The organism is Cellulomonas sp. P2_F12 (assembly GCF_056403775.1).
Genome location: NZ_JBFUEV010000004.1, coordinates 90,778 through 111,352, shown reverse-complemented (window position 1 = coordinate 111,352; position 20,575 = coordinate 90,778). Strand labels below are relative to the sequence as shown.

General features: G+C 70.9%; 19 protein-coding genes. 8 read left to right on the top strand and 11 right to left on the bottom strand.

Features of this window, described 5'->3' with window-relative positions:
* Window positions 1-4 precede the first annotated feature (4 nt).
* Together AC1DWH_RS11070 and AC1DWH_RS11065 are read left to right on the top strand one after the other, a co-directional pair.
* Complete coding sequence (locus tag AC1DWH_RS11070) at window positions 5-418, top strand: ribosomal maturation YjgA family protein (RefSeq protein WP_477093717.1); 414 nt, start codon at window positions 5-7, stop codon at window positions 416-418.
* Between the two features lie 30 nt (window positions 419-448).
* Window positions 449-1,186, top strand: a complete 738-nt coding sequence (locus tag AC1DWH_RS11065; protein ID WP_477093716.1) for an MIP/aquaporin family protein — start codon at window positions 449-451, stop codon at window positions 1,184-1,186.
* Window positions 1,187-1,189: 3 nt separating this feature from the next.
* On the opposite strand, the gene AC1DWH_RS11060 is transcribed toward AC1DWH_RS11065, so the two are convergent.
* Window positions 1,190-1,630, bottom strand: a complete 441-nt coding sequence (locus tag AC1DWH_RS11060; protein ID WP_477093715.1) for a nitroreductase family deazaflavin-dependent oxidoreductase — start codon at window positions 1,628-1,630, stop codon at window positions 1,190-1,192.
* A gap of 121 nt (window positions 1,631-1,751) precedes the next feature.
* Between AC1DWH_RS11060 and AC1DWH_RS11055 the strand changes: the two genes are divergently transcribed.
* Complete coding sequence (locus tag AC1DWH_RS11055; RefSeq protein WP_456845465.1) at window positions 1,752-2,384, top strand: LppU/SCO3897 family protein; 633 nt, start codon at window positions 1,752-1,754, stop codon at window positions 2,382-2,384.
* Between the two features lie 52 nt (window positions 2,385-2,436).
* Here AC1DWH_RS11055 and AC1DWH_RS11050 read toward each other — a convergent pair whose 3' ends face one another.
* The 3 genes from AC1DWH_RS11050 to AC1DWH_RS11040 form a co-directional block, all read right to left on the bottom strand.
* Entirely contained in the window at window positions 2,437-2,616 is a 180-nt protein-coding gene (locus AC1DWH_RS11050) for an antitoxin (protein ID WP_477093714.1), read from the bottom strand.
* A gap of 32 nt (window positions 2,617-2,648) precedes the next feature.
* Window positions 2,649-4,034, bottom strand: a complete 1,386-nt coding sequence (locus tag AC1DWH_RS11045; RefSeq protein ID WP_477093713.1) for an MFS transporter — start codon at window positions 4,032-4,034, stop codon at window positions 2,649-2,651.
* A gap of 109 nt (window positions 4,035-4,143) precedes the next feature.
* Window positions 4,144-6,369: a glycoside hydrolase family 3 N-terminal domain-containing protein gene (locus AC1DWH_RS11040; RefSeq protein ID WP_477093712.1), complete on the bottom strand. Its 2,226-nt coding sequence runs from the start codon at window positions 6,367-6,369 to the stop codon at window positions 4,144-4,146.
* 132 nt (window positions 6,370-6,501) lie between these two features.
* Between AC1DWH_RS11040 and AC1DWH_RS11035 the strand changes: the two genes are divergently transcribed.
* Complete coding sequence (locus AC1DWH_RS11035) at window positions 6,502-7,782, top strand: alpha/beta fold hydrolase (RefSeq protein ID WP_477093711.1); 1,281 nt, start codon at window positions 6,502-6,504, stop codon at window positions 7,780-7,782.
* 91 nt (window positions 7,783-7,873) lie between these two features.
* The gene (locus tag AC1DWH_RS11030) at window positions 7,874-8,350 is read left to right on the top strand and encodes an SRPBCC family protein (protein ID WP_456845470.1); all 477 of its coding nucleotides are present in this window, start codon (window positions 7,874-7,876) and stop codon (window positions 8,348-8,350) included.
* Between the two features lie 143 nt (window positions 8,351-8,493).
* Here the strand turns inward: AC1DWH_RS11030 and AC1DWH_RS11025 are convergent, their stop codons facing one another.
* From AC1DWH_RS11025 to AC1DWH_RS11015, 3 genes are read right to left on the bottom strand one after another with little or no spacing between them, the layout of a single operon-like run.
* Complete coding sequence (locus tag AC1DWH_RS11025) at window positions 8,494-10,290, bottom strand: carbohydrate-binding domain-containing protein (RefSeq protein WP_477093710.1); 1,797 nt, start codon at window positions 10,288-10,290, stop codon at window positions 8,494-8,496.
* Window positions 10,291-10,303: 13 nt separating this feature from the next.
* Complete coding sequence (locus tag AC1DWH_RS11020; RefSeq protein WP_477093709.1) at window positions 10,304-11,026, bottom strand: polyphosphate polymerase domain-containing protein; 723 nt, start codon at window positions 11,024-11,026, stop codon at window positions 10,304-10,306.
* A complete protein-coding gene (locus tag AC1DWH_RS11015; protein ID WP_477093708.1) occupies window positions 11,023-11,589 on the bottom strand; it encodes a DUF4956 domain-containing protein in 567 nt (188 codons plus the stop codon). Before AC1DWH_RS11015 ends, AC1DWH_RS11020 begins: the two co-directional genes overlap by 4 nt.
* 131 nt (window positions 11,590-11,720) lie before the next feature.
* Here AC1DWH_RS11015 and AC1DWH_RS11010 point away from each other — a divergent pair, with 131 nt between their 5' ends.
* Window positions 11,721-11,951 carry a FitA-like ribbon-helix-helix domain-containing protein gene (locus AC1DWH_RS11010; protein ID WP_477093707.1) on the top strand — a complete coding sequence of 77 codons (231 nt, stop codon included), beginning with the start codon at window positions 11,721-11,723 and terminating at the stop codon, window positions 11,949-11,951.
* On the top strand, window positions 11,948-12,349 hold the full coding sequence (locus AC1DWH_RS11005; protein WP_477093706.1) for a type II toxin-antitoxin system VapC family toxin: 402 nt from the start codon (window positions 11,948-11,950) through the stop codon (window positions 12,347-12,349). Before AC1DWH_RS11010 ends, AC1DWH_RS11005 begins: the two co-directional genes overlap by 4 nt.
* A 1-nt stretch (window position 12,350) precedes the next feature.
* On the opposite strand, the gene AC1DWH_RS11000 is transcribed toward AC1DWH_RS11005, so the two are convergent.
* The 4 genes from AC1DWH_RS11000 to AC1DWH_RS10985 all read right to left on the bottom strand — a co-directional run bounded on the left by AC1DWH_RS11000 (window position 12,351) and on the right by AC1DWH_RS10985 (window position 18,328).
* Entirely contained in the window at window positions 12,351-13,379 is a 1,029-nt protein-coding gene (locus AC1DWH_RS11000) for an LLM class flavin-dependent oxidoreductase (RefSeq protein ID WP_477093705.1), read from the bottom strand.
* A 53-nt stretch (window positions 13,380-13,432) separates the two neighbouring features.
* A complete protein-coding gene (locus AC1DWH_RS10995) occupies window positions 13,433-14,722 on the bottom strand; it encodes a glycosyltransferase (RefSeq protein ID WP_477093704.1) in 1,290 nt (429 codons plus the stop codon).
* A 14-nt stretch (window positions 14,723-14,736) separates the two neighbouring features.
* The gene (locus AC1DWH_RS10990) at window positions 14,737-16,956 is read right to left on the bottom strand and encodes a glycoside hydrolase domain-containing protein (protein WP_477093703.1); all 2,220 of its coding nucleotides are present in this window, start codon (window positions 16,954-16,956) and stop codon (window positions 14,737-14,739) included.
* A 151-nt stretch (window positions 16,957-17,107) separates the two neighbouring features.
* A complete protein-coding gene (locus AC1DWH_RS10985; protein WP_477093702.1) occupies window positions 17,108-18,328 on the bottom strand; it encodes a S1C family serine protease in 1,221 nt (406 codons plus the stop codon).
* Between AC1DWH_RS10985 and AC1DWH_RS10980 the strand changes: the two genes are divergently transcribed.
* A complete protein-coding gene (locus AC1DWH_RS10980) occupies window positions 18,219-20,456 on the top strand; it encodes an McrB family protein (protein ID WP_477093701.1) in 2,238 nt (745 codons plus the stop codon). The two genes, AC1DWH_RS10985 and AC1DWH_RS10980, sit on opposite strands and share 110 nt — an antisense overlap.
* The last annotated feature ends 119 nt before the right edge of the window (window positions 20,457-20,575 follow it).

Below are 20,575 nucleotides of genomic sequence, written 5' to 3'. Positions count from 1 at the left end.
CGGTGTGCCAGAGGAGCTGATGTCGCCCGTGACGAGCACGGACGGGCGTCGGCGTGCCCCTCGGCTGGTCGCCGGGCTCGTCGCCGTCGGGCTCGTCGGGCTCGGGATCGCGGTCAGCCGCGTCGACGCCACGTTCGCCGACCCCCTGGGCGACGCCGTCTACGCCGCGTTCGTCTACGCCCTGGTGGTCGTCGCCGCGCCCCGGGCGAGGCCGCGCACGGTCGCCGCGGTCGCCCTCGGGTTCTGCCTGCTGGTCGAGCTCGCGCAGCTCACCGGGATCCCGGCGCGGGTGGTCGACGCCGTGCCGGTCGCCCGGTACGCGCTGGGCACCACGTTCGCCGCCGTCGACCTGCTCGCGTACGCGGTCGGCGTCGCGCTCGCGGCCCTCGTGCACCGGGCGGGTGCTGTGCCACGCTGACGGTCCGGGGAGCGACGAGCGGGGGGGCCGATGGATCCGTCCTACAGCCTGGGCGTGCGGCTGGCCTGCGAGTTCATCGGCACCGCGATCCTCATCATCCTGGGCAACGGCACGGTCGCCAACGTCCACCTCAAGGGCTCCAAGGGGTACCGCGGGGGCTGGTCGCTGATCGCCATGGGGTACGGGTTCGGCGTGATGATCCCGGCGATCATGTTCGGCGGGATCAGCGGGAACCTGATCAACCCGGCGTTCACGCTGGGCCTGGCCACGTGGGGGCTGTTCCCGTGGTCGGAGGTGGCGCCCTACATCGTCGCCCAGATGCTCGGCGCGATCGCGGGCCAGTGCGCCATCGTCGTGACCCACAAGCCGTACTACGACCAGACCACGGACCCCGAGGACATCCTGGCGACGTTCTCGACGATCAACGCCGCCCACTCGCGCCTGAACGGCTTCCTCAGCGAGCTGCTCGGGTCCGTGATCCTGTTCTCCTGCGCCCTGGCGATCGTGCACTCACCGCTGACCGCGAACGAGCCGGCCGTCGCGCACCTCGCCCTGGGCTTCCTGGTGTGGGGCCTCGTCGCGGGGCTCGGGGGACCGACCGGCCCGGCGCTCAACCCCGCGCGTGACCTCGGACCCCGCATGGTGCACGCGGTGCTGCCGCTGAAGCACAAGGGCTCGTCGCAGTGGGACTACGCGTGGGTGCCGGTGGCGGCGCCGATCCTCGGCGGGGTCATCGGCGTCGGCGGCTGGTACCTGCTGCTCGGCTGACGCTCAGTCGTCCGTCGGCTCCAGCACGAACACCGGGATGAGCCGGTCCGTCTTCGTCTGGTAGCCCGCGTACGCCGGCCACACCTCGTTGGCGCGCGCCCACCACTCGTCGCGCTCGGCGCCGGCCAGCTCGCGCGCGACGTAGTCCTTCTTCACCGGGCCGTCCTGCAGCTCGACGTGCGGGTGCTCGACCACGTTCCGGTACCAGGCGGGGTTCTCGGGGGTGCCGCCCTTCGACGCCACGACCGCGTACCGACCGTCGTGCTCCACGCGCATGAGGGCCGTCTTGCGGAGCGTGCCGCTGGTGGCGCCGAGGGAGGTCAGGACGATGACGGGCTTGCCCTGCAGCGTGTTGGCCTCGGCGCCGCCGGTGCGCTCGTAGATCTCGGCCTGCTTGCGGGCCCACGCGGACGTGCTCGGTCGGTACTCCCCTGTCAGTGGCATACCGGGGTGAACCGCTCCGGCAGGTACGCGCATTCCCGCCGATCCTCAAGCAACGGCCCCGGGCAACCGATGAGTGGTCGTCACAGAGCGTGCTCAGCGCTCGCACAGATCGGAGATCGCCGTGAAGTTCAACCCGCCCCCGAACTGGCCGCCGCCCCCGGAGGGGTTCACGCCGGAGCCCGGGTGGACGCCCGACCCGATGCTGCCCGCGCCGCCTCCGGGCTGGCAGCTGTGGGTCGAGGACAGCGTCCCGCTGGCGGGGGAGTCGACCAACGCTGCGCGACACCACAAGCAGGCTGTCACGTCCTTCTGGGTCGGCATCGCGTTCTTCCTCGGCGGAGCCATCTCCACGGTCGTGACCTCGAACTCGACCACCGGCGTCTACTGGTACGGCGGCATGATCTTCGGCGTCGCGTCGCTGGTCAGGGCGTTCACCGCGTACCGGTCGTCCCGCAAGGAGGGGGCCCCGGCGATCAAGGGCGGGGCCAGGGCGGTCGCGATCGTCGGTCTCGTGCTCGTCGTCGGGTCCGGCGTCTCCGCAGCGGCCGCGTTCTTCGGGCAGGAGACCCTGTCCGACACCGCCGGCTCGTGCTGGCACATCGACGGCGACGACAACGCGCTCCTGGTCTCGTGCGACGACGACCACGAGTACAAGGCCGTCTCCGAGGTCGACGACCCGGAGCAGTGCCCGGACGAGATGTACCTCGAGGGCGAGGGCGAGTCGTCGTCCGTGCTCTGCCTCCAGGAGGACTGACCCGCACGTCGATGCTCCCGGTCCGGGGACCGGGAGCATCGACGCGCCCGGGCTACTTCTGGTCGTCCAGGAGGCTCTTGGCCTTCTCGACCACGCTGTCGACGATCCCGTCCTGGCCGTCGCTCGTCTTCGCCTTGACGGCCTCGCCGGCTTTGTCGAGCGCGTCCTTGGCCTGCTCCTCGTGGCCGTCGAGCAGGCCCTTCGCCTGGTTGGCCAGATCCTCGATACCCATGGCACCGCCCTTCCGTCGGTCGAGTGGACGACTCAGTCTGCGCCCGCCTGCGAGGCCGCGCCCGGCGTGGTGACGCCGTGCTCGACCGTGGTCCGCGGCATCGCGGCGGACGCGGCGACCAGCCCGACGGCGACCACTGCGACGGCCGCGAACGCCACGGTCACGGCGTCGCCGAAGAGGGCGGGGTCCTGCGCCGGGCTCTCGCCGTTCAGCAGGGCGTTGACCAGGGCGCCGAGCGCCGCGACACCGACGGCGCTCCCCATGGACCGCGAGAACAGGTTGGCGCCCGTGACCACGGCCCGGTCCCCCCAGCCGACGCTCGACTGCGCGGCGATGAGGCTGGGCGACGCCACGAGCCCCATCCCGGCGCCGGCGACGAAGCACGCCAGTCCGACGGCGAGCACCGAGGGGTGCATCGACGCCAGCACCAGCCCCACGGTCCCGAGGACCACGACGCTGGACCCGATGAGCATGGTCGTGCGGAACCCGAACCGCAGGTACAGCCGTCCCGACTGCGACGCGGTGATGGGCCAGCCGATCGTGAGCGCCGCCAGGGTCAGGCCCGAGGTCAGCGGCGAGACGTCGAGCAGCGCCTCGAGGAACGACGGCACGTACGACGTGAGCCCGATGAGGATGACCCCGACCCCCACCGCCACCAGGGCGGAGGCGCGCAGCAGGCGTCGCGAGAACACCCACAGCGGCAGCACCGGCTCGGCCGCGTGCTGCTCCACGCGCACGAAGGCGACCAGCAGCAGGAGGCCGACGACGATCGCGCCGATGCTCGGCAGGGAGACCCACTCCCACGCGTTCCCGCCCTCGAGCAGGGCCAGGATCAGCAGGCTCATCCCCGTGGTGAGCAGCGCGCCGCCGGCCCAGTCGATCCGGTGCCGGGTGCGCTCGACGGTCTCGTGGAAGTAGCGGACCAGCAGCCAGGCGGCGGCGAGGCACAGCGGGATGTTGACGAAGAAGATCCAGTTCCAGCTGAGGAACTCGGAGAACAGCCCGCCCAGCGTCGGCCCGACCACCGACGACACGGCCCACACGCTCGCGATGTAGCCCTGCGCCTTGGCCCGCTCGGCGACCGTGTAGATGTCCCCGGCGATCGTGATGGCCATGGGCTGCACGGCCCCCGCGCCCAGCCCCTGCACCGCGCGGAACGCGATGAGCGCGGGCATCGACCACGCGAACCCGCACAGGACGGAGCCGAGCAGGAACAGGCCGATGCCCAGCAGGATGATCGGCTTGCGCCCGATGGTGTCCGCCAGCTTGGAGTAGATGGGGACGCTCACCGCCTGCGTGAGCAGGTAGACGGAGAACAGCCACGGGAAGCTGGTGAAGCCGCCGAGGTCCGCGACGATCGTCGGCACCGCGGTCGCCAGGATCGTGGCGTCGATGGCGACCAGGCCGGTGGTCACCATGATGGCGACCAGGATCGGGCCGCGTTCCGTGCGGAACCCGACGCCGGTGCCCTGGGCGGTGCGCGCGCTGGTCAGGAGGGCCTCCAGAGGGGTAGGCCACCAGGATGCGTCAGCGCGTGAACCGGAGCCAGTTGATGTTCACCAGATCGGCCGCCGACGACGACGAGGCGCGCAGGTAGACGCGGTGCACGCCCGTCGGTCGCTGCGACGTCGGCGACGTCCGCGTGACCCACTGCTGCCAGCCGCCGGTCGAGGACGTGCCGAAGCGCGCGAGCAGCGGACCGCTCGGGGTGTCGAGGCGGACGTCGAGGTTCCCCGTGACCGTCGCGGCCGACGCCAGCCGCACGGACACCGCCGACGGGCCGCCGGCCTCGAACGAGACGTCGAACCAGCCGACGAAGTCGCCGTCCGCGACGTGCCCGACCGACTGCCCGCAGCCGACGTCGGTGCAGCGCTCGACCTGCGTGCCGCGCTGGTCGTCGTAGAACACGGCGCCGATGGTGTCGTAGGCGCTCTGGGTCGCCGGGAAGCCGAGCCCGTAGCCGAGCGGGAACAGGGGTGTCTTGCCGTCGCCGGCGTTGATGGGCTGCTGCGCGGAGTCCACCATCCACGTCATCGGCAGCGTGCCGGTGGGCGCGCGCGCCCCGAACAGCACGTCGGTGATCCCGTCGCCCTGCGTGCCCGGCAGCCACGCGGCGACGGCGGCCCTGACCCCTCCCAGCTCCTGGTCGATGTCGAGCGGCCGGCCGCTGACCAGCACCAACGTCACCGGGACGCCCGTTGCCTCCACCCGGTCCAGCACGGCCCGGTCGGTCGGCGTGAGGCGCATCGAGCCGGTGTCGTCGCCCCAGCCCTCGGCGTACGGCAACTCGGCGACGGCGACGATCGCGCTCTGGTACGAGCCGTCGATCCCCGTGCCGTCCCGCGAGTAGGTGACCGTCGTCCCCGCGCTCACCGCCGCACGGACCCCCTCGAGGATCGTCGTGCCCGGCATCGCGTTGCCCGTGGTGCCCTGCCAGCCGAGGGTCCAGCCGCCCGACTGGAGACCGACGGAGTCGGCAGCGGCACCGACCACGGCGACCTTGCTCGCGCTGCGGGGGATCGGGAGCACGCCCCACTCGTTCTTGAGCACGACGACCGACTCGCCGACGGCCCGCCGCGCGAGGGCCTGGTGCGCGGCCGAGCCGACCTGGCCCAGCAGCGACCGGTCCGCGAACGGGTGCTCGAACAGCCCCTGCTCGAACTTCTTGCGCAGGATCCGGCTCACCGCGTCGTCGATCCGGCTCATGGCCACGCCGCCCTGCTCGACCTGCTGCCTGAGCAGGCCGTGGAAGTGGTCGTAGTCGTCCGGGACCATCACCAGGTCGACGCCCGCGTTGATCGCCGTGCGCACGTCGTCGCCGCTCAGCGAGGTGCCGTCGCCGTCCAGGTAGTCGACGCCGCCGTAGTCCGACACCACGATGCCGGTGAAGCCCAGCTCGCCCTTGAGCACGTCGGTGAGCAGGTAGCGGTTGCCGTGCATGAGGGCGCCGTTCCAGCTGGAGTAGCTGACCATGATCGTCCCGACGCCCCGGTCGATCGCCGCCCGGAACGGCGGCAGGTGGATGGCGCGCAGCTGGGCCTCGGTGACCTCGGTGTTGCCGCGGTCGTCGCCGCCCGTGGTGCCGCCGTCGCCGACGAAGTGCTTCGCCGTGGCGAGGATGCCGGCGCCCTGCGCGCCGGTGATCTGCGCGCCCGCCAGGGCCGACACCCGGGCCGTGTCCTCGCTGTACGACTCGTAGGTGCGCCCCCAGCGGTCGTTGCGGGCCACGGCGACGACCGGCGAGAAGCTCCAGTCGATGCCGAGCGCGTCGACCTCCTGCCCGACCGCTCGGCCGACGTCCTGGACCAGCGCGGGGTCGTTCGTGGCGCCGAGACCGATGTTGTGCGGGAACACCGTGGCGCCCGGCAGCTGGCCGACGCCGTGGACCGCGTCGATGGCGTAGATCATCGGGACGCCGAGGCGGTTGGACAGCGCCGCCCGTTGGAAGCCGTCGTACATGTCGGCCCAGCCGGTCGGGGTGTTCGTCGCCGGGCTGCCGCTCCCCGCTGAGAACCCGGCGCCGATCCGCCCGTTGGCCAGACCGTCGGCGGTCACCCAGCGTCGCTCGATGAGCGTCATCTGGCCGATCTTCTCGTCGAGCGTCATGCGGCCCAGCAGGTCGGCCACCCGGACGCTCACGGGCCTGGTCGGGTCCTTGTACGGCGGGGGGTCCGCGGCGGCGGCGCCGGTGGCGACCGGTCCCGGGACCAGCGCGAGGAGCAGGACGACGGGCAGGAGTCGGAGCGCGCGCATGGCAGGCCATCCCTCGACAGCGCCCCGGTGCGCGGTACCCCTGCGGGGCGTGATCGGCCCGAACCGCGCGGTCGGAGTGCCTCGTTCGAACCTACTCGGACGCCTCGCTGTCGCAACCCTAGGCTGGCCCCCATGGCCTATGCGATGACCGGCTTCACCGTCCGCGAGCACACCGTGCGGGTGCCGGTCGACTGGGCGTCGCCGGACCGGTTCGGGTCGATCGAGGTGTTCGCCCGCGAGCTGGTGGACCCCGAGAAGGCTGCCGACGACCTGCCGCTGCTGCTGTTCCTGCAGGGCGGACCGGGCGGCCAGGGGCCGCGGCCGCTGGGCGGTGGCTGGATCGCCGAGGCGCTGAAGAAGTACCGCGTGATCCTGCTGGACCAGCGCGGGACCGGGCGGTCGTCGCCGGTGGACGGTCGCGTGATCAGCGAGTTCACCGACGCCGCGCAGGCCGCCGACTACCTCGCGTGCTTCCGCGGGGACGCGATCGTCGCCGACGCCGAGCACCTGCGGGCCACCGTGTACGGCGGGCGGCGGTGGGCCACGCTCGGGCAGTCCTACGGCGGTTTCCTCACGCTCACCTACCTGTCGCGGCACCCGTCGGCGCTGACCCGCTGCTTCGTCACCGGAGGGCTGCCGCCGGCGACGGTCACCGCCGAGGACGTGTACGCGGCGACGTACCGACGCCAGGCCGCGCGGAACCGGGAGCTCGCCCGGCTGCACCCGGCGGACGTCCCGCTGCTCGGGCGCCTGGCCGACCTCGTGGCGGACTCCGACGTCACCCTGCCGACGGGCGAGAGCCTCACCGTCGAACGGCTGCAGCAGCTCGGTCAGGCGCTCGGGATGAGCACCGGCATCGACGAGGTGCACTGGCTCCTCGACACGGCGCTGGCCTCGGACGGCTCGATCTCCGAGGGCTTCCTCGCGTCCGTGGCGCAGCACACCTCGTTCGCCGGCGGGCCCCTGTACGCCGTGCTGCAGGAGGTCATCTATCACCAGGGCACCCGCGAGCCCGGCTGGGCGGCGCAGTCCGAGCACGACCGGTGGCCGTCGTTCGCCGCCTCCGCGCGGCCGCTCCAGCTGACCGGCGAGGCGATCTTCCCGTGGATGTACGCCCAGCACCGGTCGCTGCAGCCGTTCCGGGGGGCCGCCGAGGAGCTGGCCGCGCGAACGTCGTGGCCGGCGCTGTACGACCTCGACCGGCTGGCCGCCAACGAGGTGCCCGTGGCGGCCGTGCAGTACTACGACGACCCGTACGTGGACCTCGAACTCGCCCTGGCGACCTCCGTCGGCAACCTGCAGGTCTGGATCACCAACGAGCACCTGCACGACGGGCTGCGGGTGGCCGGCGAGACGGTCCTGCCGAAGCTGTTCGACCTCGCGGCCGGCAAGGCGCGGGTCACGGGGCGCTGACTCCGGTTCCGCACCTGCAATTTGATGGTTGCACATTGCCCGTCGGCGGCTTACCGTGATGCAACCTGATAGTTGCAGAATGGAGAACGTCATGAGCGAGAAGGACTTCACGACGACCTACACGGTGGACCAGACGCCGGACGAGGTCTTCGCGGCCGTCACCGACGTCCGCGGCTGGTGGGTCGACGCCATCGAAGGGGGCACGGCCGAGCTGGGCGACGAGTTCGTGTTCCACAACGAGCCCATCCACGTGTCCCGGCAGCGGCTGACCGACGTGGTGCCGGGGGAGCTGGTCGAGTGGCTGGTCCTCGAGGCCGAGCTGAGCTTCGTCGAGGACAAGGCCGAGTGGACCGGCACGCGGATCCGGTTCGAGATCACGCCCGAGGGCTCCGGCAGCCGCCTGCGGTTCACGCACCTCGGGCTGGTGCCGGCGCAGGAGTGCTTCGAGATCTGCCACAACGCGTGGAGCTGGTACATCAACGTCAGCCTGCGCCGCCGGATCACCACGGGCACCGGCCTGCCCGGCCAGGTCCCGGCCGAGGCGCTCGAGGTCCCGGTCTTCGCCTGACGAACCGCCGCCGAGCGCGGCCCTGCGTCACCGAGCGCGCCTCCCCGTCGGCGAGCGCGCCTCCCCGTCGGCGAGCGCGGCCCCCAGGAGGGCGCGTTCGGCGACCGGAGGGCGCCCTCGGGGACGGGCGGCCGCGGTCGGGGTCAGGGGCGCGTGCCCGGGCGGGCGCCACCTCCGCCGGGGCCGCCGCCCTGCCCGCCGCCGCCGCCCATGCCCGCCAGCGCCTCGCCGGCCGTGCCCGTGGCCGCCACCGTCGAGCCGCTGCTGTCGCCCGCCGCCGCGAGGCCGCCGGTCGTCTCGCCGGTGACCGAGCCGCCGGTCGCCGCCGAGTAGGTGTCGCCGGACGTGACGTCGGCTGACGCGTAGACCAGCGACGTGAAGTCCTTCGACGACTCGAACGCGGCGAGCTCGTTGCCGTCGGCGTCGAGGATGTGGACCACGGTGCCGGCCGGCTGCGTCGAGGCGAACGTGAAGGCGACGAAGGACTGCGACGAGTCGGCGCCCGGGGTCATCGCCATGCCCGACGCGCCGGCCGCGAGGATCGTGCCGCCGGAGACGTCGAAGGCCCCGTCCACGTCGAGCGCGCCGTTGCCGTCGTTGGTCGGACCGTTCACCACGGCCGTGCCGCCGGTCATGGTGAGGAACCCGTTGGCGTCGAGGCCGTCGCCCCCGGAGTCGACCACGACCGTGCCGCCGGTGATCGTCAGGCCGACCGTCGTGCTGGCCGTGCCGCCCGGCGCCTGCTGACCCGAAGCGTTCGGGTCCGACGCGTTGACGCCGTCGTCGCTGCTGACCAGGGTCACCGAGCCGCCCGCGATCGTGATGAGGCCGGCCTCGAGCCCCTCGTACGAGGTGCTGATGTCGACGGTGCCGTCGCTGATCTGCAGGGCGTTGTCGGCGTGCACGCCGTCGTCGCCGGCGGCTAGCTGGAGGTCGCCGTCGGCGATGCTGACCACGCCGTCCGAGCCGAGGGCGTCGTCGGCCGCGTCGATCAGCAGCTGTCCGCCGCCGACGACGATCGAGGCCGTGCCCGAGACGCCCTTGGGGGAGGCGTCGTCGGCGACCGCGGTGCCGTGCCCGCCGCCCGCGACGACGCTCACGGTGCCGTCGGCGATGATCGCGTCGGTCTGCGCCGCGATGCCGTCGTCGCCGGCCGTGACGGTCACGGACCCGCCGGTGACCTCGACGTAGCCGAGCGTCTCGTCCTCGTCGTTGTCCGACTTGAGCCCGTCGCCGCCGGCCGTGACATCGAGCGTGCCGCCGCTGACGACGAGGTAGTCCTTGCCGCGGATGCCGTCGTCGACCGCGTCGACCGTGATCGTGCCGCCGGCGACGACCAGGCCGTCCTTGGCGGCGATGCCGTCGTTCGCGTTGCCCTTCACTTGGAGTGAACCGTCGCCGGTGATCGTCAGGTCCGCGCTGCTGAACAGGGCGGCGCTCGCCTCGTCGGTGTCGGCGTAGGCGGTGGTGTCGGAGAGCTGGTTGTCGCCCTCGAGGTGGACGACGACCTGGTCCGCGTCGAGCACCTGCAGCGGGGACGTCGTGCTGCTGGTCAGCGAGGCGTCGTCGAGGATCAGGTGGACGACCCCGTCGTCCGGGGTGTTCACGACGACCGAGCCGTCGGCGAGAGTCCCGCTCAGTCGGTAGGTGCCCGCGGCGGTGATGGTGATCGTGCTGCCGTCGACGGTCACGCCGTCGCTCGCCGTCGGGTCGTCGAGGTCGATGGCGACCTCGTCGTCGGACGCGGTGAGGTCGACCTCGGACGGGGCCGTGTTGGCGGCCATCGCCTGGTCGACCGTGAGGTTCGCATCGGTCGTGGTCACGGTGCCGGTGCCTGAGCCTGTGTCCGACGTCGCGGCGTCGGCGGTCGCCGTGCAGCCGGCCAGCAGGGCCGCGACGAGGGCGGCGGGGACGAGGATCTTCGCGTTGAGGCGTCGCATGGGGTGTGCTCCTTCAGCTGGTGACGTGCCGGTCGAGGACGCGGCGCCACGGGTGGGACGGGAGGTCGGAGTGCAGGGCGGCCATGCCGGTGCCGTACTTCGAGATGCGCACGGGGCGGTGGCCGTGCCGCCAGAGGAGGCGGTCGGTGGAGCTCGGGGTCGAGCCGGTCTTGGTCTCGATGACCACGCGGTCCTCGAGGGGCCGGCTCGCTCCGGTGAGCGCCGACGTCCACACCAGGCCGGTGTCGATCGTCGTGCGGCTGTCGGTGCGGGGGAGGTAGAGGGTGGTCCGGCGGTAGGTGCTGACCAGGGTCGGGCTGTACAGGCCGTCGCTGTCGAGGACGTCGTCGGCGAACCGGCGACCCTCGTCGGTCAGGGTGTCGCGGTCGTCGGGGTCGTACGGCAGGCGCGTCTTGACCGTGCTGCCGCGGGGCCCACGGGTCTTCACCTCGACCCAGCAGAGCGCGGAGTCGACGTAGGTGCGGGTGCGGATCTTGAACCGCCGCCGCCGTCGGTGGGCCGCCCCGAGGTAGCTGGACAGGTCCGGGGTGTCGAAGTAGACGGACTCGTAGGCGAAGTCCCGCTCGTCGCCGATCTCGAGGATGCGGGCGCCGGGCTCGATGCCGTGCAGCAGGCTCGGCAGGGCCTGGGCCGGGATCACGTACTTGCGGTCGATGCGGGTCTGCAGGCTCGCCCGCTCGGTCAGCTCGACCAGGTCGATGGGCTCGAAGCTCATGCCGGCACCCGCTCCCGCACGGTGGTCAGCTCGTACCGGACGTCGACCGCGGTGGTGTCGTTGACCAGGTCGACGCGCTGAACGATCGCCGCGTGCACGGTCGCGCCGAGCAGGCGTTCCAGGTGCGCGACGAGCGCGGTCTCGTCGGTGATCGCCGAGTCCAGGATCATCGTCTGCTGCCGGTACTGCCGCAGCACCCGCGGGTGGTCGACGACCGCCATCACGGCGACCACCAGCACCATCAGCGCGGCGTTCAGCGCGCTCGGCGTCACCGCCAGGCCGCCCAGCAGCCCGAGCGCCAGCGCCGAGAAGTAGTAGGCGACCTCGTGCTGGGTCAGCTCCGTCGAGCGCAGGCGGATGATCGACAGCACGCCGAACAGCCCGAGGCCGAGACCGGCACCGACCGCGCTCTGCGACAGGGCAGCCGACACCGCCAGCACCCCGACGTTGACGCCGAGGTAGGCGACGGCGAGGTCACGACGGCGGTGCCGGGGGAAGTAGACGCCGAAGGCGAGGACGCTGATGGCGACGAGATCGAGCGCGAGGAGCGCGTACTGAGTCATGGGAACCCTCCTGGTGGGACGGGTTCCAGTCAGCCGGGTGGGTCTGTGCCGTCGCTGTGCGAGGGCTGAGGCTGGGGCGTGGGTTCGACCGGCTGCAGCCATAATGCATGCACCGGCGCTAGATTGCAGGCATGACCGTCATCACCGTCCGCGACGTACCCGACGAGGTTCGCGACGAGCTCGCCGCGCGCGCGGCCCGCTCCGGCAGGTCGATGCAGGAGTTCCTGCGCGCGCACCTCATCGAGATCACGGCCCGGCCCAGCGCAGACGACGCCCTTGCCCTGGTCCGTGAGCGCGCCCGGACGTACCCGAGGCTCACGTGGTCGGAGCTGGCCGCCGAGCTCGCGGCCGACCAGCGGTGAGCGTCGTCGTCCTCGACGCGTCCGCCGCACTGCTGCTGCTCATCGACCCGGGAGAGCCCGGCGAGCGCGTGGCTGCCCGTCTCGCGGGCGCAACGGTCGTCGCGCCGGACCTGCTGCCGCACGAGGTCACGAACGTCCTGCGGCGGCACCGGAACGCCGGGCGTCTGTCCGAGGCTGAGGCGCAGCTGGCGCTCACGGGCTTTCGCGCCTTGGCGATCGAGCTCTGGCCCCAGGCCGTCCTCTCGAAGCGGGTGTGGACCCTCGGTCGGAACCTGTCGGCCTACGACGCGGCGTACGTCGCCCTCGCGGAGCGTCTCGACGGTGTGCTGCTCACGGCCGACGCGCGACTGGCCGCGCCGCCGGGTGTGGCCTGTGAGGTCGAGGTCGTCCCGATGTGAGTCAGGCCGGCGTCCAGCCCAGCCGCGGCGCGATGCTCGTCGCGACGTTCTCGAGGATGCGGCGGCTCATCGCGTGGGTGGCGTTCGCGGGCAGGACGACGTCGAGACCGGTGGCCTCGCGCAGCGCGACGTCGGCCTCGAGGCTCGCGACGACCCGGTCGGGGGTGCCGTGGTGCGTCGGGCTGAACACCCCGAACCCGGTGCCCGCGGGCGGGCGGCCCGTCGCGTCGAACCGGCCCGCGTACCAGGCGATGTACTCGGCGAAGAGCTCGTCGTCGTCCGCGGTGACGCTCGGCAGGATGATCCGTCCCGCGACCGCACGAGGGGTCCGACCGGGCACGTCGAACGCTGCCATGTACGCCAGGATCTGGTCGCGCTGCGTCTCCTCGAACGAGCGACCGTCGTCCTCGCTGTTCAGCGTCGAGACCAGCAGGTCCATGCCCTGCTCGGCGGTCCGCACGGCGGTCGCCTTCGAGCCGGGGCCGTACCAGACGCGGTCGGCCAGGCCCGGGCTGTGCGGCGTGACGGTCAGCGGCGTCCCGGGCGGTGCGATCGGGAAGCCGCCCTCGGGTGCGACCGCGACGGGCTCGCCGGCCAGGGCCGCGCGGAGCTGAGCGATCCGGTGCTGGGACTCGTCGTCGAACGACCGCTCGCTCGCGCCGTAGACCCCGTCGAGGACGGCCGCCGCCGGCTTGATCCCGCCCGCCACGCCGAGCTCGAGCCGACCGCCGGACAGCAGGTCGACCGTGGCCGCGTCCTCCGCGACCGTGATCGGGTCTGCGTACCGCATGGGCAGCACCGCGGTGCCGAACCGGATCCGGCTGGTCGCCTGCCCGATGGCGGAGAACAGCGGGAACGGTGAGGAGAGGAACCGCTCGAGGTGCCGGACCCGCACCCAGCCCGTGTCGTAGCCGAGCTCCTCGGCGAACCGGAACAGGTCGATCGCGTCGCGCAGGGACTGGCCGGCGTCGGCGGGATCGTCGTAGGGGACGAAGGTGAGGAAGCTGAGCTCGAGGCGCGGGGCGGTCACGGGCGCATCGTACGAGCGCGGGACGCGGGCGGTCGCGCGAGAGAGCAGTCGTCTCAGCCGACGGGCGCCGGGAGTCGTGTGACCCGGGCGACGCGGTCCAGGATCGCGTCCAGCACGGCTCCGCGGTCGAACTGCAGGGCGTGCAGGCGGGCAGCCGTCTCCCAGCCGGAGCGCTCGTCGGGCGACATCGCGAGGACCCGGTCCAGGGCCGACGCGATCGCCGACGGGGACTCGACGGGGACGATGATCGCGCAGTCGCCGACGGCCTCGCCGATCCCGCCGGTGTCCGTCGTGATGACCGGTCCGCCGCCGGCGAGCATCTTCTCGGCCAGCGCGATGCCGAACGTCTCGACGAACTCCGGCCGCGGCTTGGACGGCAGGACGTAGGCCGCCGACGAAGCCATGAGGTGGGCCTTCTCGTCGTCGTCGACGTCGTCGAAGAACACGATGCGGTCGGCGGCGCTCGACTCGTGCGCCATCTCCTGCAGCCGGGTCGCGTCCGGGCCGTTGCCGGCGATGACGAGCGTCAGGCCGTCGGCGGCGCGGCTCCCGGCGAAGCCCGCGATGAGGTCGTCGACACCCTTCGCGTGCGCCAGCCGGGAGAGGAAGAGGACGTACCCGTCGGCGGTCAGGCCCCGCGCGGCCAGGACGGAGGCGGTGTCGGCCGGGTCCAGGTCCAGGTAGGACGCGACGTCGATGGCCGGGTACGACACCGTGACGCGCTCGCGGCACTGGGCGGCGAACGTGGTGCCGTGCTTGGCGTCGATGGCTGCGGCCTCGGCGATGATCAGCTCGCGCGTGTAGTCGCTGACCGCGAGGCAGACGTCGTGCTCGAGGTAGCTGGACAGCACGTGCGCGGCGGCGCCGAACTCGTCCTTCTCGACGCAGGCGCGCACGACGTTGGTGACGTCGGACCCGACGGCCTCGGCGACCGTGGTGACGTTGACGGGCAGGCCGGTGCGGCGGGCGACGTGCACGGCGTCGGCGACGGCGAGCGAGTGCGGGCTCAGGTACAGCGACATGGCGACGGTGGGAACACCGTCGGTGAACAGCTCCACCAGCCTGCCGACGATGCCCGCGAGCCAGCGACCGTCGGGGACCTTGTAGTCGCCGACGGGCTCCGGCCGCTCGACCGTGATCCCCGGCGAGTACGGCAGCACGCCGTCGAGGGGCTTGAGCGGGAGCCCGGTCTGCTGCAGCCGGTCGATGGGCCAGGTGACGATGCGGACGTCGTCGAAACCCCGCTCCAGGGCAGCCTCGGCGAGGTTGCGGGCCTCGCCCGAGTGCCCGCAGATGACCGGGTCGGCGCGGACGACGATGACGAGACGGCGATGAGTGGTCACGTCGACTCCCTGGGTCAGCGCCGCAGCGCGGTGGTCGGGGGGTTCGTGCTGACGGACGGCGGTCGGACGGTGGAGCCCCAGTCGCTCGGCGTGGGTCCCAAGGTGATGTGGAGGCGTCCTCCGCGGTGGAGCTCGATGCCGGTGAGCCACGTGCGGTCCAGTCGCGCACCGTCGAGGTGCACGGACTGTACGTACTGAGTTGGTCCGTCAGGTGTCGGCTCGGTGAACCCTGAGGTCTCGATGGTCAGGTTGCGGTCGCCGATGTCGATGCTCGACTCCCGCCAGGCCGGCGCGCTGATGAGGAACAGGTTCTGGCCGGCGACCGGGAACAGGCCCAGCGACGCCCAGACGAACCACGACGAGAGGCCGCCCGAGTCGTCGTTGCCCGGCAACCCGCCCCGCCCCGTGCCGAACTGGTTCTGCACGATGGCCTGCACCACCTCGGCGGTCCGGTCGGGCCGGCCGGCGTAGTGGTAGGACCACGGCGCCTCCATGTCGGGCTCGTTGTTGAGGCCCTCGAAGCGGTTGAGCGCGTACCCCGCGGCCATCTCCTCGATGCCCGGCCGCACCCCGGGCTGCACCACGGCCGGGGCGCCGAGCCCGAAGAACCGGTCGAGCTGAGCGACGAAGGCGTCGTCGCCACCCGAGAGCTTGATCCGCGCCGCCATGTCGTGCAGCAGCCGGAACGAGTAGTTCCAGCGCCCACCCTCGTAGTACGTGGAGTCCTCGAGCAGGCCCGTGGCCTCGTCGAACGCGTTGATCCACCGCGCGGCCAGCGGCGTGAACTGCTCGACGAGCGCGGGGTCGCCCACATGGGCCGCGATCTGCGACGTGCACCAGTACCCGAACGCGAGGTCGAGCGTGTGGCTGATCGGGTGCACCTTGCCGCGCAGCAGGAAGTCCTCGCCGTACGTGCGCCGCAGGTCGTTGTGCATGTGCACGAGCGCCCAGTCCCAGTCCATGCCGGGTAGTCCCAGCTGGCAGAGGTCGGACAGGAAGGTGTGCGCGAGCGCACTGGCCTGGCGGCTGAACTGATCCGCGCCGCGCGCCATCCGGTAGCCGATGGGGAGGTTGCCCTCCTCCTCGGAGATGTACAGGAGCGCGTTCGCCAGCTCGACGGCCTTGTCCGGCATCAGCGTGGTGAGCAGCGGCAGCTGGGTCCGGTAGATGTCCCACATGGTCGCGATGTCGAACGCGAACGGGCCGTTCGCCGGCCAGAACGGCGACTCGTCGGGCGCCAGGCACGGCTTGATCAGCGAGTGGTACAGCGCCGTGGAGAAGACGGTCTGCTTGTCCTTCGACGGGGTGTCGACGCGGATCGTGCCGAGGCTCTCCTGCCACTTCTGCGCTGTCGCCGCGCGGCGGGACGCAAAGCTGGACGGTCCCGGGCCGCACTCGCGCTCGAGGTTCTCCCGGGCCTGGTCGACCCCCCGCAGCGAGAACCCGAACCGCAGCTCCACCACCTGCCCCGGCTCCGACGGCCCCGCCCACATGAGCCCGAAGGGCCGCAGCGTCGTCGGCCGGATGCGGTCGAAGTCGAGCCGCGTGCCGCCCGGCATGAGTCGGCGGTCGTACCAGAGCATCTGGCGCCAGCGCGGGTCGTCGCACTCGACGTGGATGGCCAGCGGAGCGCCCTCGACCACGATCTCGCCCTGCGCGATTCCCGGGCTGATCGAGTGCAGGTGCGCTCGGAGCGGCACCGTCCGACCGTGCGGGATGGTCAGGCCGCCCAGCGAGAAGTCGATGACCAGCCGCGCGTCGCGGTGCGCCGGGAACGTGTACCGGTGGACGGCCGACTTGGGCCCGACGGTGATCTCCGCGCGGATGCCGCTGTCGAGCGTCGCGGTGTAGTAGCCGGGCTCCGCGTCCTCGTCGACGATGTCCCACAGCTGCCCGAGGTCGTCCAGCGGCTGCAGCATCGGGGTCACGCGGAAGTAGTTGTAGTACTTGCGGATGGCGCCCGTGCCGGACTGCTGGAAATGCGTGAAACCGCTGGCCACCTGCCGGTCGTGCATCTCGGTCGGGAGGCCCTCCGTGCCGAGGTCGTAGCGGCCGTAGCCCGTCGGGTACGCCCCGCTGTACGCGCACGCGCTGACCATGCCGAGCGGGTACGTGGCGCCCGGGTGCGTGTTGCCGACCTGCGGCTTGGGCCACCACCAGCTCGTGGCCAGGCCCTCTTGCGCGGGCAGGCTCGTGGCCTCCGTGCCGATGAAGGGGTCGACGCGTTCGAACATCGGGCCGCTCCTCGCGCTCGTCCGTCGGGGACCACAGGGTCGCGTGCGGGCGACGACTGCGTCCATGCCTCGTTGGGGGGACGGTACGGCGGGAGTGTTGCGGGGGGGTTTCGGGGGTCGTGACGCAGATCGATCGGCGTGATGGGTCCGACTAGGAACAAGGCCGTATCGCGGCGATGTCCTCGACCCAGCCAATCAGCAGTCGGGGATCGCCATCGATGGTCTTCATCGTGTAGCGCTTGGTCCACGTACTGCAGGCACCGCCGACCGCGGGATCACCGAGTCGTTCGAGTTCCACATCGGCGAGGAAGGCGCCATCATCACGTGTCTCGACGGCAACGACGGTCGCGCTGAGCCAGTAGATCGGAGACATCGACACGGCCCATGCATCGGCTGACCCGAGGTACTCCTGCATCTTGGGTGTGAAGTCGGAATACGCAGCCGGATAGTCACCGCTGTTGATAGCCGTGCCGTGCCCAAGGATGACGCTGGCCACCGCCTCTGCACCTGCGTCGGACGTCGCGATCCGCACATCCGGTGCCGCGAATTGAGAGGGCTGCCAGCCGGCCGGGATTGGCGCCGTCGCACAAGCGGGAAAGGTGGTCGTGGTCGCTGCCGAACGCCAACTCTCGAGTGGGACGCCCGCATCGGCCACCGGTACGGCGAAAGAGATGAGGCTCGCGTCCCGATCTCCTGCTGACACGATGCCGACGACCTTGCCGTCGAGAGTGATCAGGGGCCCGCCACTGTTTCCTGGGTTAAGTCCCGCATCAGTCTCGATCATGTCGTTCCGCGCGAATGTCTCCGTGGCGACCGGCATGTCCAGACCGCTGACCCGCCCCTGAGTCGCGACCACCGTGGTCGCCTTGAGTGGGTAGCCGAGGCCTGTCACCTCATCACCCTTGCGCGGAATTTCGTCCGCGAGCTCGAATTGGTGCCCGGCCAGCGGTACATCGGTCTGTATCAGGGCGACGTCGCCTGCTCGATCGAACCCGACGACGCGGGCCGTCGTTGACCTTCCTCCCAGCTCGACGTCGAGTGCCTGTGCACCGTCGACCACGTGCGCGGCCGTCAACAACTGATTGGCACCGACGAGGAACGCTGTTCCCGTAGCGACGCCGTCGCAGCGAGCGGAAATGACGCGCGCAACCCCGGTCTCTGTAGCTGCGATCGCATCGCTCCAGCTCGCGGGGGCCGACGCGCTTGGCTCCGCGTCGATGACGGCCGCGGGCGGAGTCGACGGCTCTTGCGACGGTGTCCCGATGTTGACCGTGCAGCCAGCTAGCAGGGCGATGACGGCGCCAGTTGCGCCGAGCGCACAATGTCGCCTCCGAGCGGTCCGCTCGGGGGAGCCAAACGGGCTGTGGGACATCGCATCCTCACGATCCCGTCGACGATATGCGTCGGCGTCGATCTACTATCCCGTCGGATCTAGATATCCGTCCCGGAGTTCTGGGCGAGATCGGTTAGTTCACCCCCAAGGGGGACGTCCACCGGCACGGCCACCGCGCCCTGGGCTCGTCATGACGCCCAACTCGTTCTGCATGCGGCAAGCTCTTCATGTGTCAGTCGCAGAAGTGCAGCGAGTCCACGTTGAACAAGCCATGACTCAGGCCGACCAGCTCGGTCGTGCGGAATTCCTGAGGGCAAACGGATTCGGAGTCGCCGCGAAGTACCTCGTCACGCACGCGGGCCACTTCTACGATCCCAAGGCGCTGATCGGCGTCGCGCACGGCTTGATTGAGGGCCGGTCCTCCCTCGCGCCCGGCGATTTCGACGCTACAGAAGCCATTGCGCGACTGAGGGCGCTCCACTTTGAGGTCGTGGACTTCTCCCGCCTGTGGTGGGTCAACCAGGGCTCCACGTACCGCGCCGAACGGGACGGCGCCTACGTCTGGGCGCCGAAAGTGAACAAACTTGGCCGCCCCGTGGCGCACCACGTCGCGGTGAGCGAACTGCGCGTCGGAGACCGTCTAGCCCACTACGCGAACGGCAACGTTCGGGCGATCGGATATGTCGTCGAGTCTCCGACAGACTTGCGTCGCCCCCAGGAGTTCACCACGGACGCATGGGGAGAGGACGGCTTCGGCTGCCGCGTCGTCTATCAGGAGATCTCGACCCCAATCCCTTTGGCCGAGATTCCACAGAGGAGTGCGAGCGTCGGTCCCTTCGACCGAAACGGCTCGGTGAAGCAGGGGTATCTGTTCCGCGTCGACGACGCGGCGGTGTTCCCCATCTTGGAGGTCCTAGCGCAGCGTGTTCCCAACTTCTTCGCAGTGCCCGATGCGGCGGATCTCCCGTTCCTGTCCCACATGGAGGCACCGGTGACGATCGAGATCCTGCAGGAAGACCCGATCCACGACCTTCTCATCGCGTCAAAGAACGTCGTTCTCGAGGGGGTTCCTGGCACCGGGAAGTCGTACGCGATCGAGCGCCTCAGCTCGGAGTGGTTCTCGCGTACGGGTCGTCAGCTCGTCCAGTTCGGAAGGCAGCGGTTCGCCGCGCAGGTCATGCACCCAAGCACGTCCTACGAGGACTTCGTCGAGGGAATCCGCCCCGGAGCGGACGTCCCGGACCACAGCCAGCAGGAATGGTTCGATCGCCCGCCTGCGGTCTCCGGCACGTTCGCCGTGAACGACGGCTTCTTCATCAAGGCCTGTCGTGCCGCGGTGACCAAGCCGGACCACGACGTGCTCGTTCTGATCGATGAGTTCAACCGGTGCAACGTTCCCAGCGTCTTGGGTGACCTGCTGCTGACGCTCGAGTCATCGCGCCGCGCCCGATTCAGTGGATCGGACCCGAGCTCGGCGACGGCTTCCGACTGGGAAGCGAAAGTTGCCGTGCAGTTGCCGTACTCGGGTCGAATGTTCTTCGTCCCGGACAACGTGTACGTCGTGGCCACCACCAACACGACTGACCGATCAGTGGCACCACTCGACGCGGCGATCCGTCGGCGGTTCGCGTTCTTCCGTATCGAGCCCAGCTTCGTCGGTGTCGTCGACGCGGCGACGCGTTTGCCGACGGAGCAACGCACTGCCGTCGCTCAGGCGGTCGAGGCAATCGAGGCGATGAATGCTGCCCTCCTCACCTGCGTCGGACCAGAAGTGTTGCTTGGCCCTTCCTACGTCTACGACTTGGCGCGTTCTTTGGAACTCGGACCCGACAGTCCCGTCGAGGCGCACCTCTCGCGGATCTGGCGATTCAGCTTGATGCCGCAGCTCGTGGACTCCCTGCGATCGTTCGGCGCGGAGGACCTTCTCGACCCCACCACGCGGAAGACGTGGTTCGTCGAGCACGGTGCAGAGCTGACCGGCGGAGGGCAGGCCGAGAGCTCACTTGCTCGCCTCGATGCGTATCTGGCGTCGGTGGGTCTTCGAGTAGAGGTGAGGGGCACGGGCTTGGCCCGCGGGGCACGCGTTCTCACTGGGACATCAATGACCATCGACGCGACCTATCCGGCTGCCGGCACCGTTGTGGAAGTTGCGGACGACCAGCTCTGATGCTGTCTCTAGTCGCCTCGCCGATGGGTGCCCGGATCGGGGTGACGACTGCGCGCGTCGGGAACAGCCAAGTCGTGATTTCTGTGGCTCCGAAGATGTGGCGTCACGGACCCCCACGT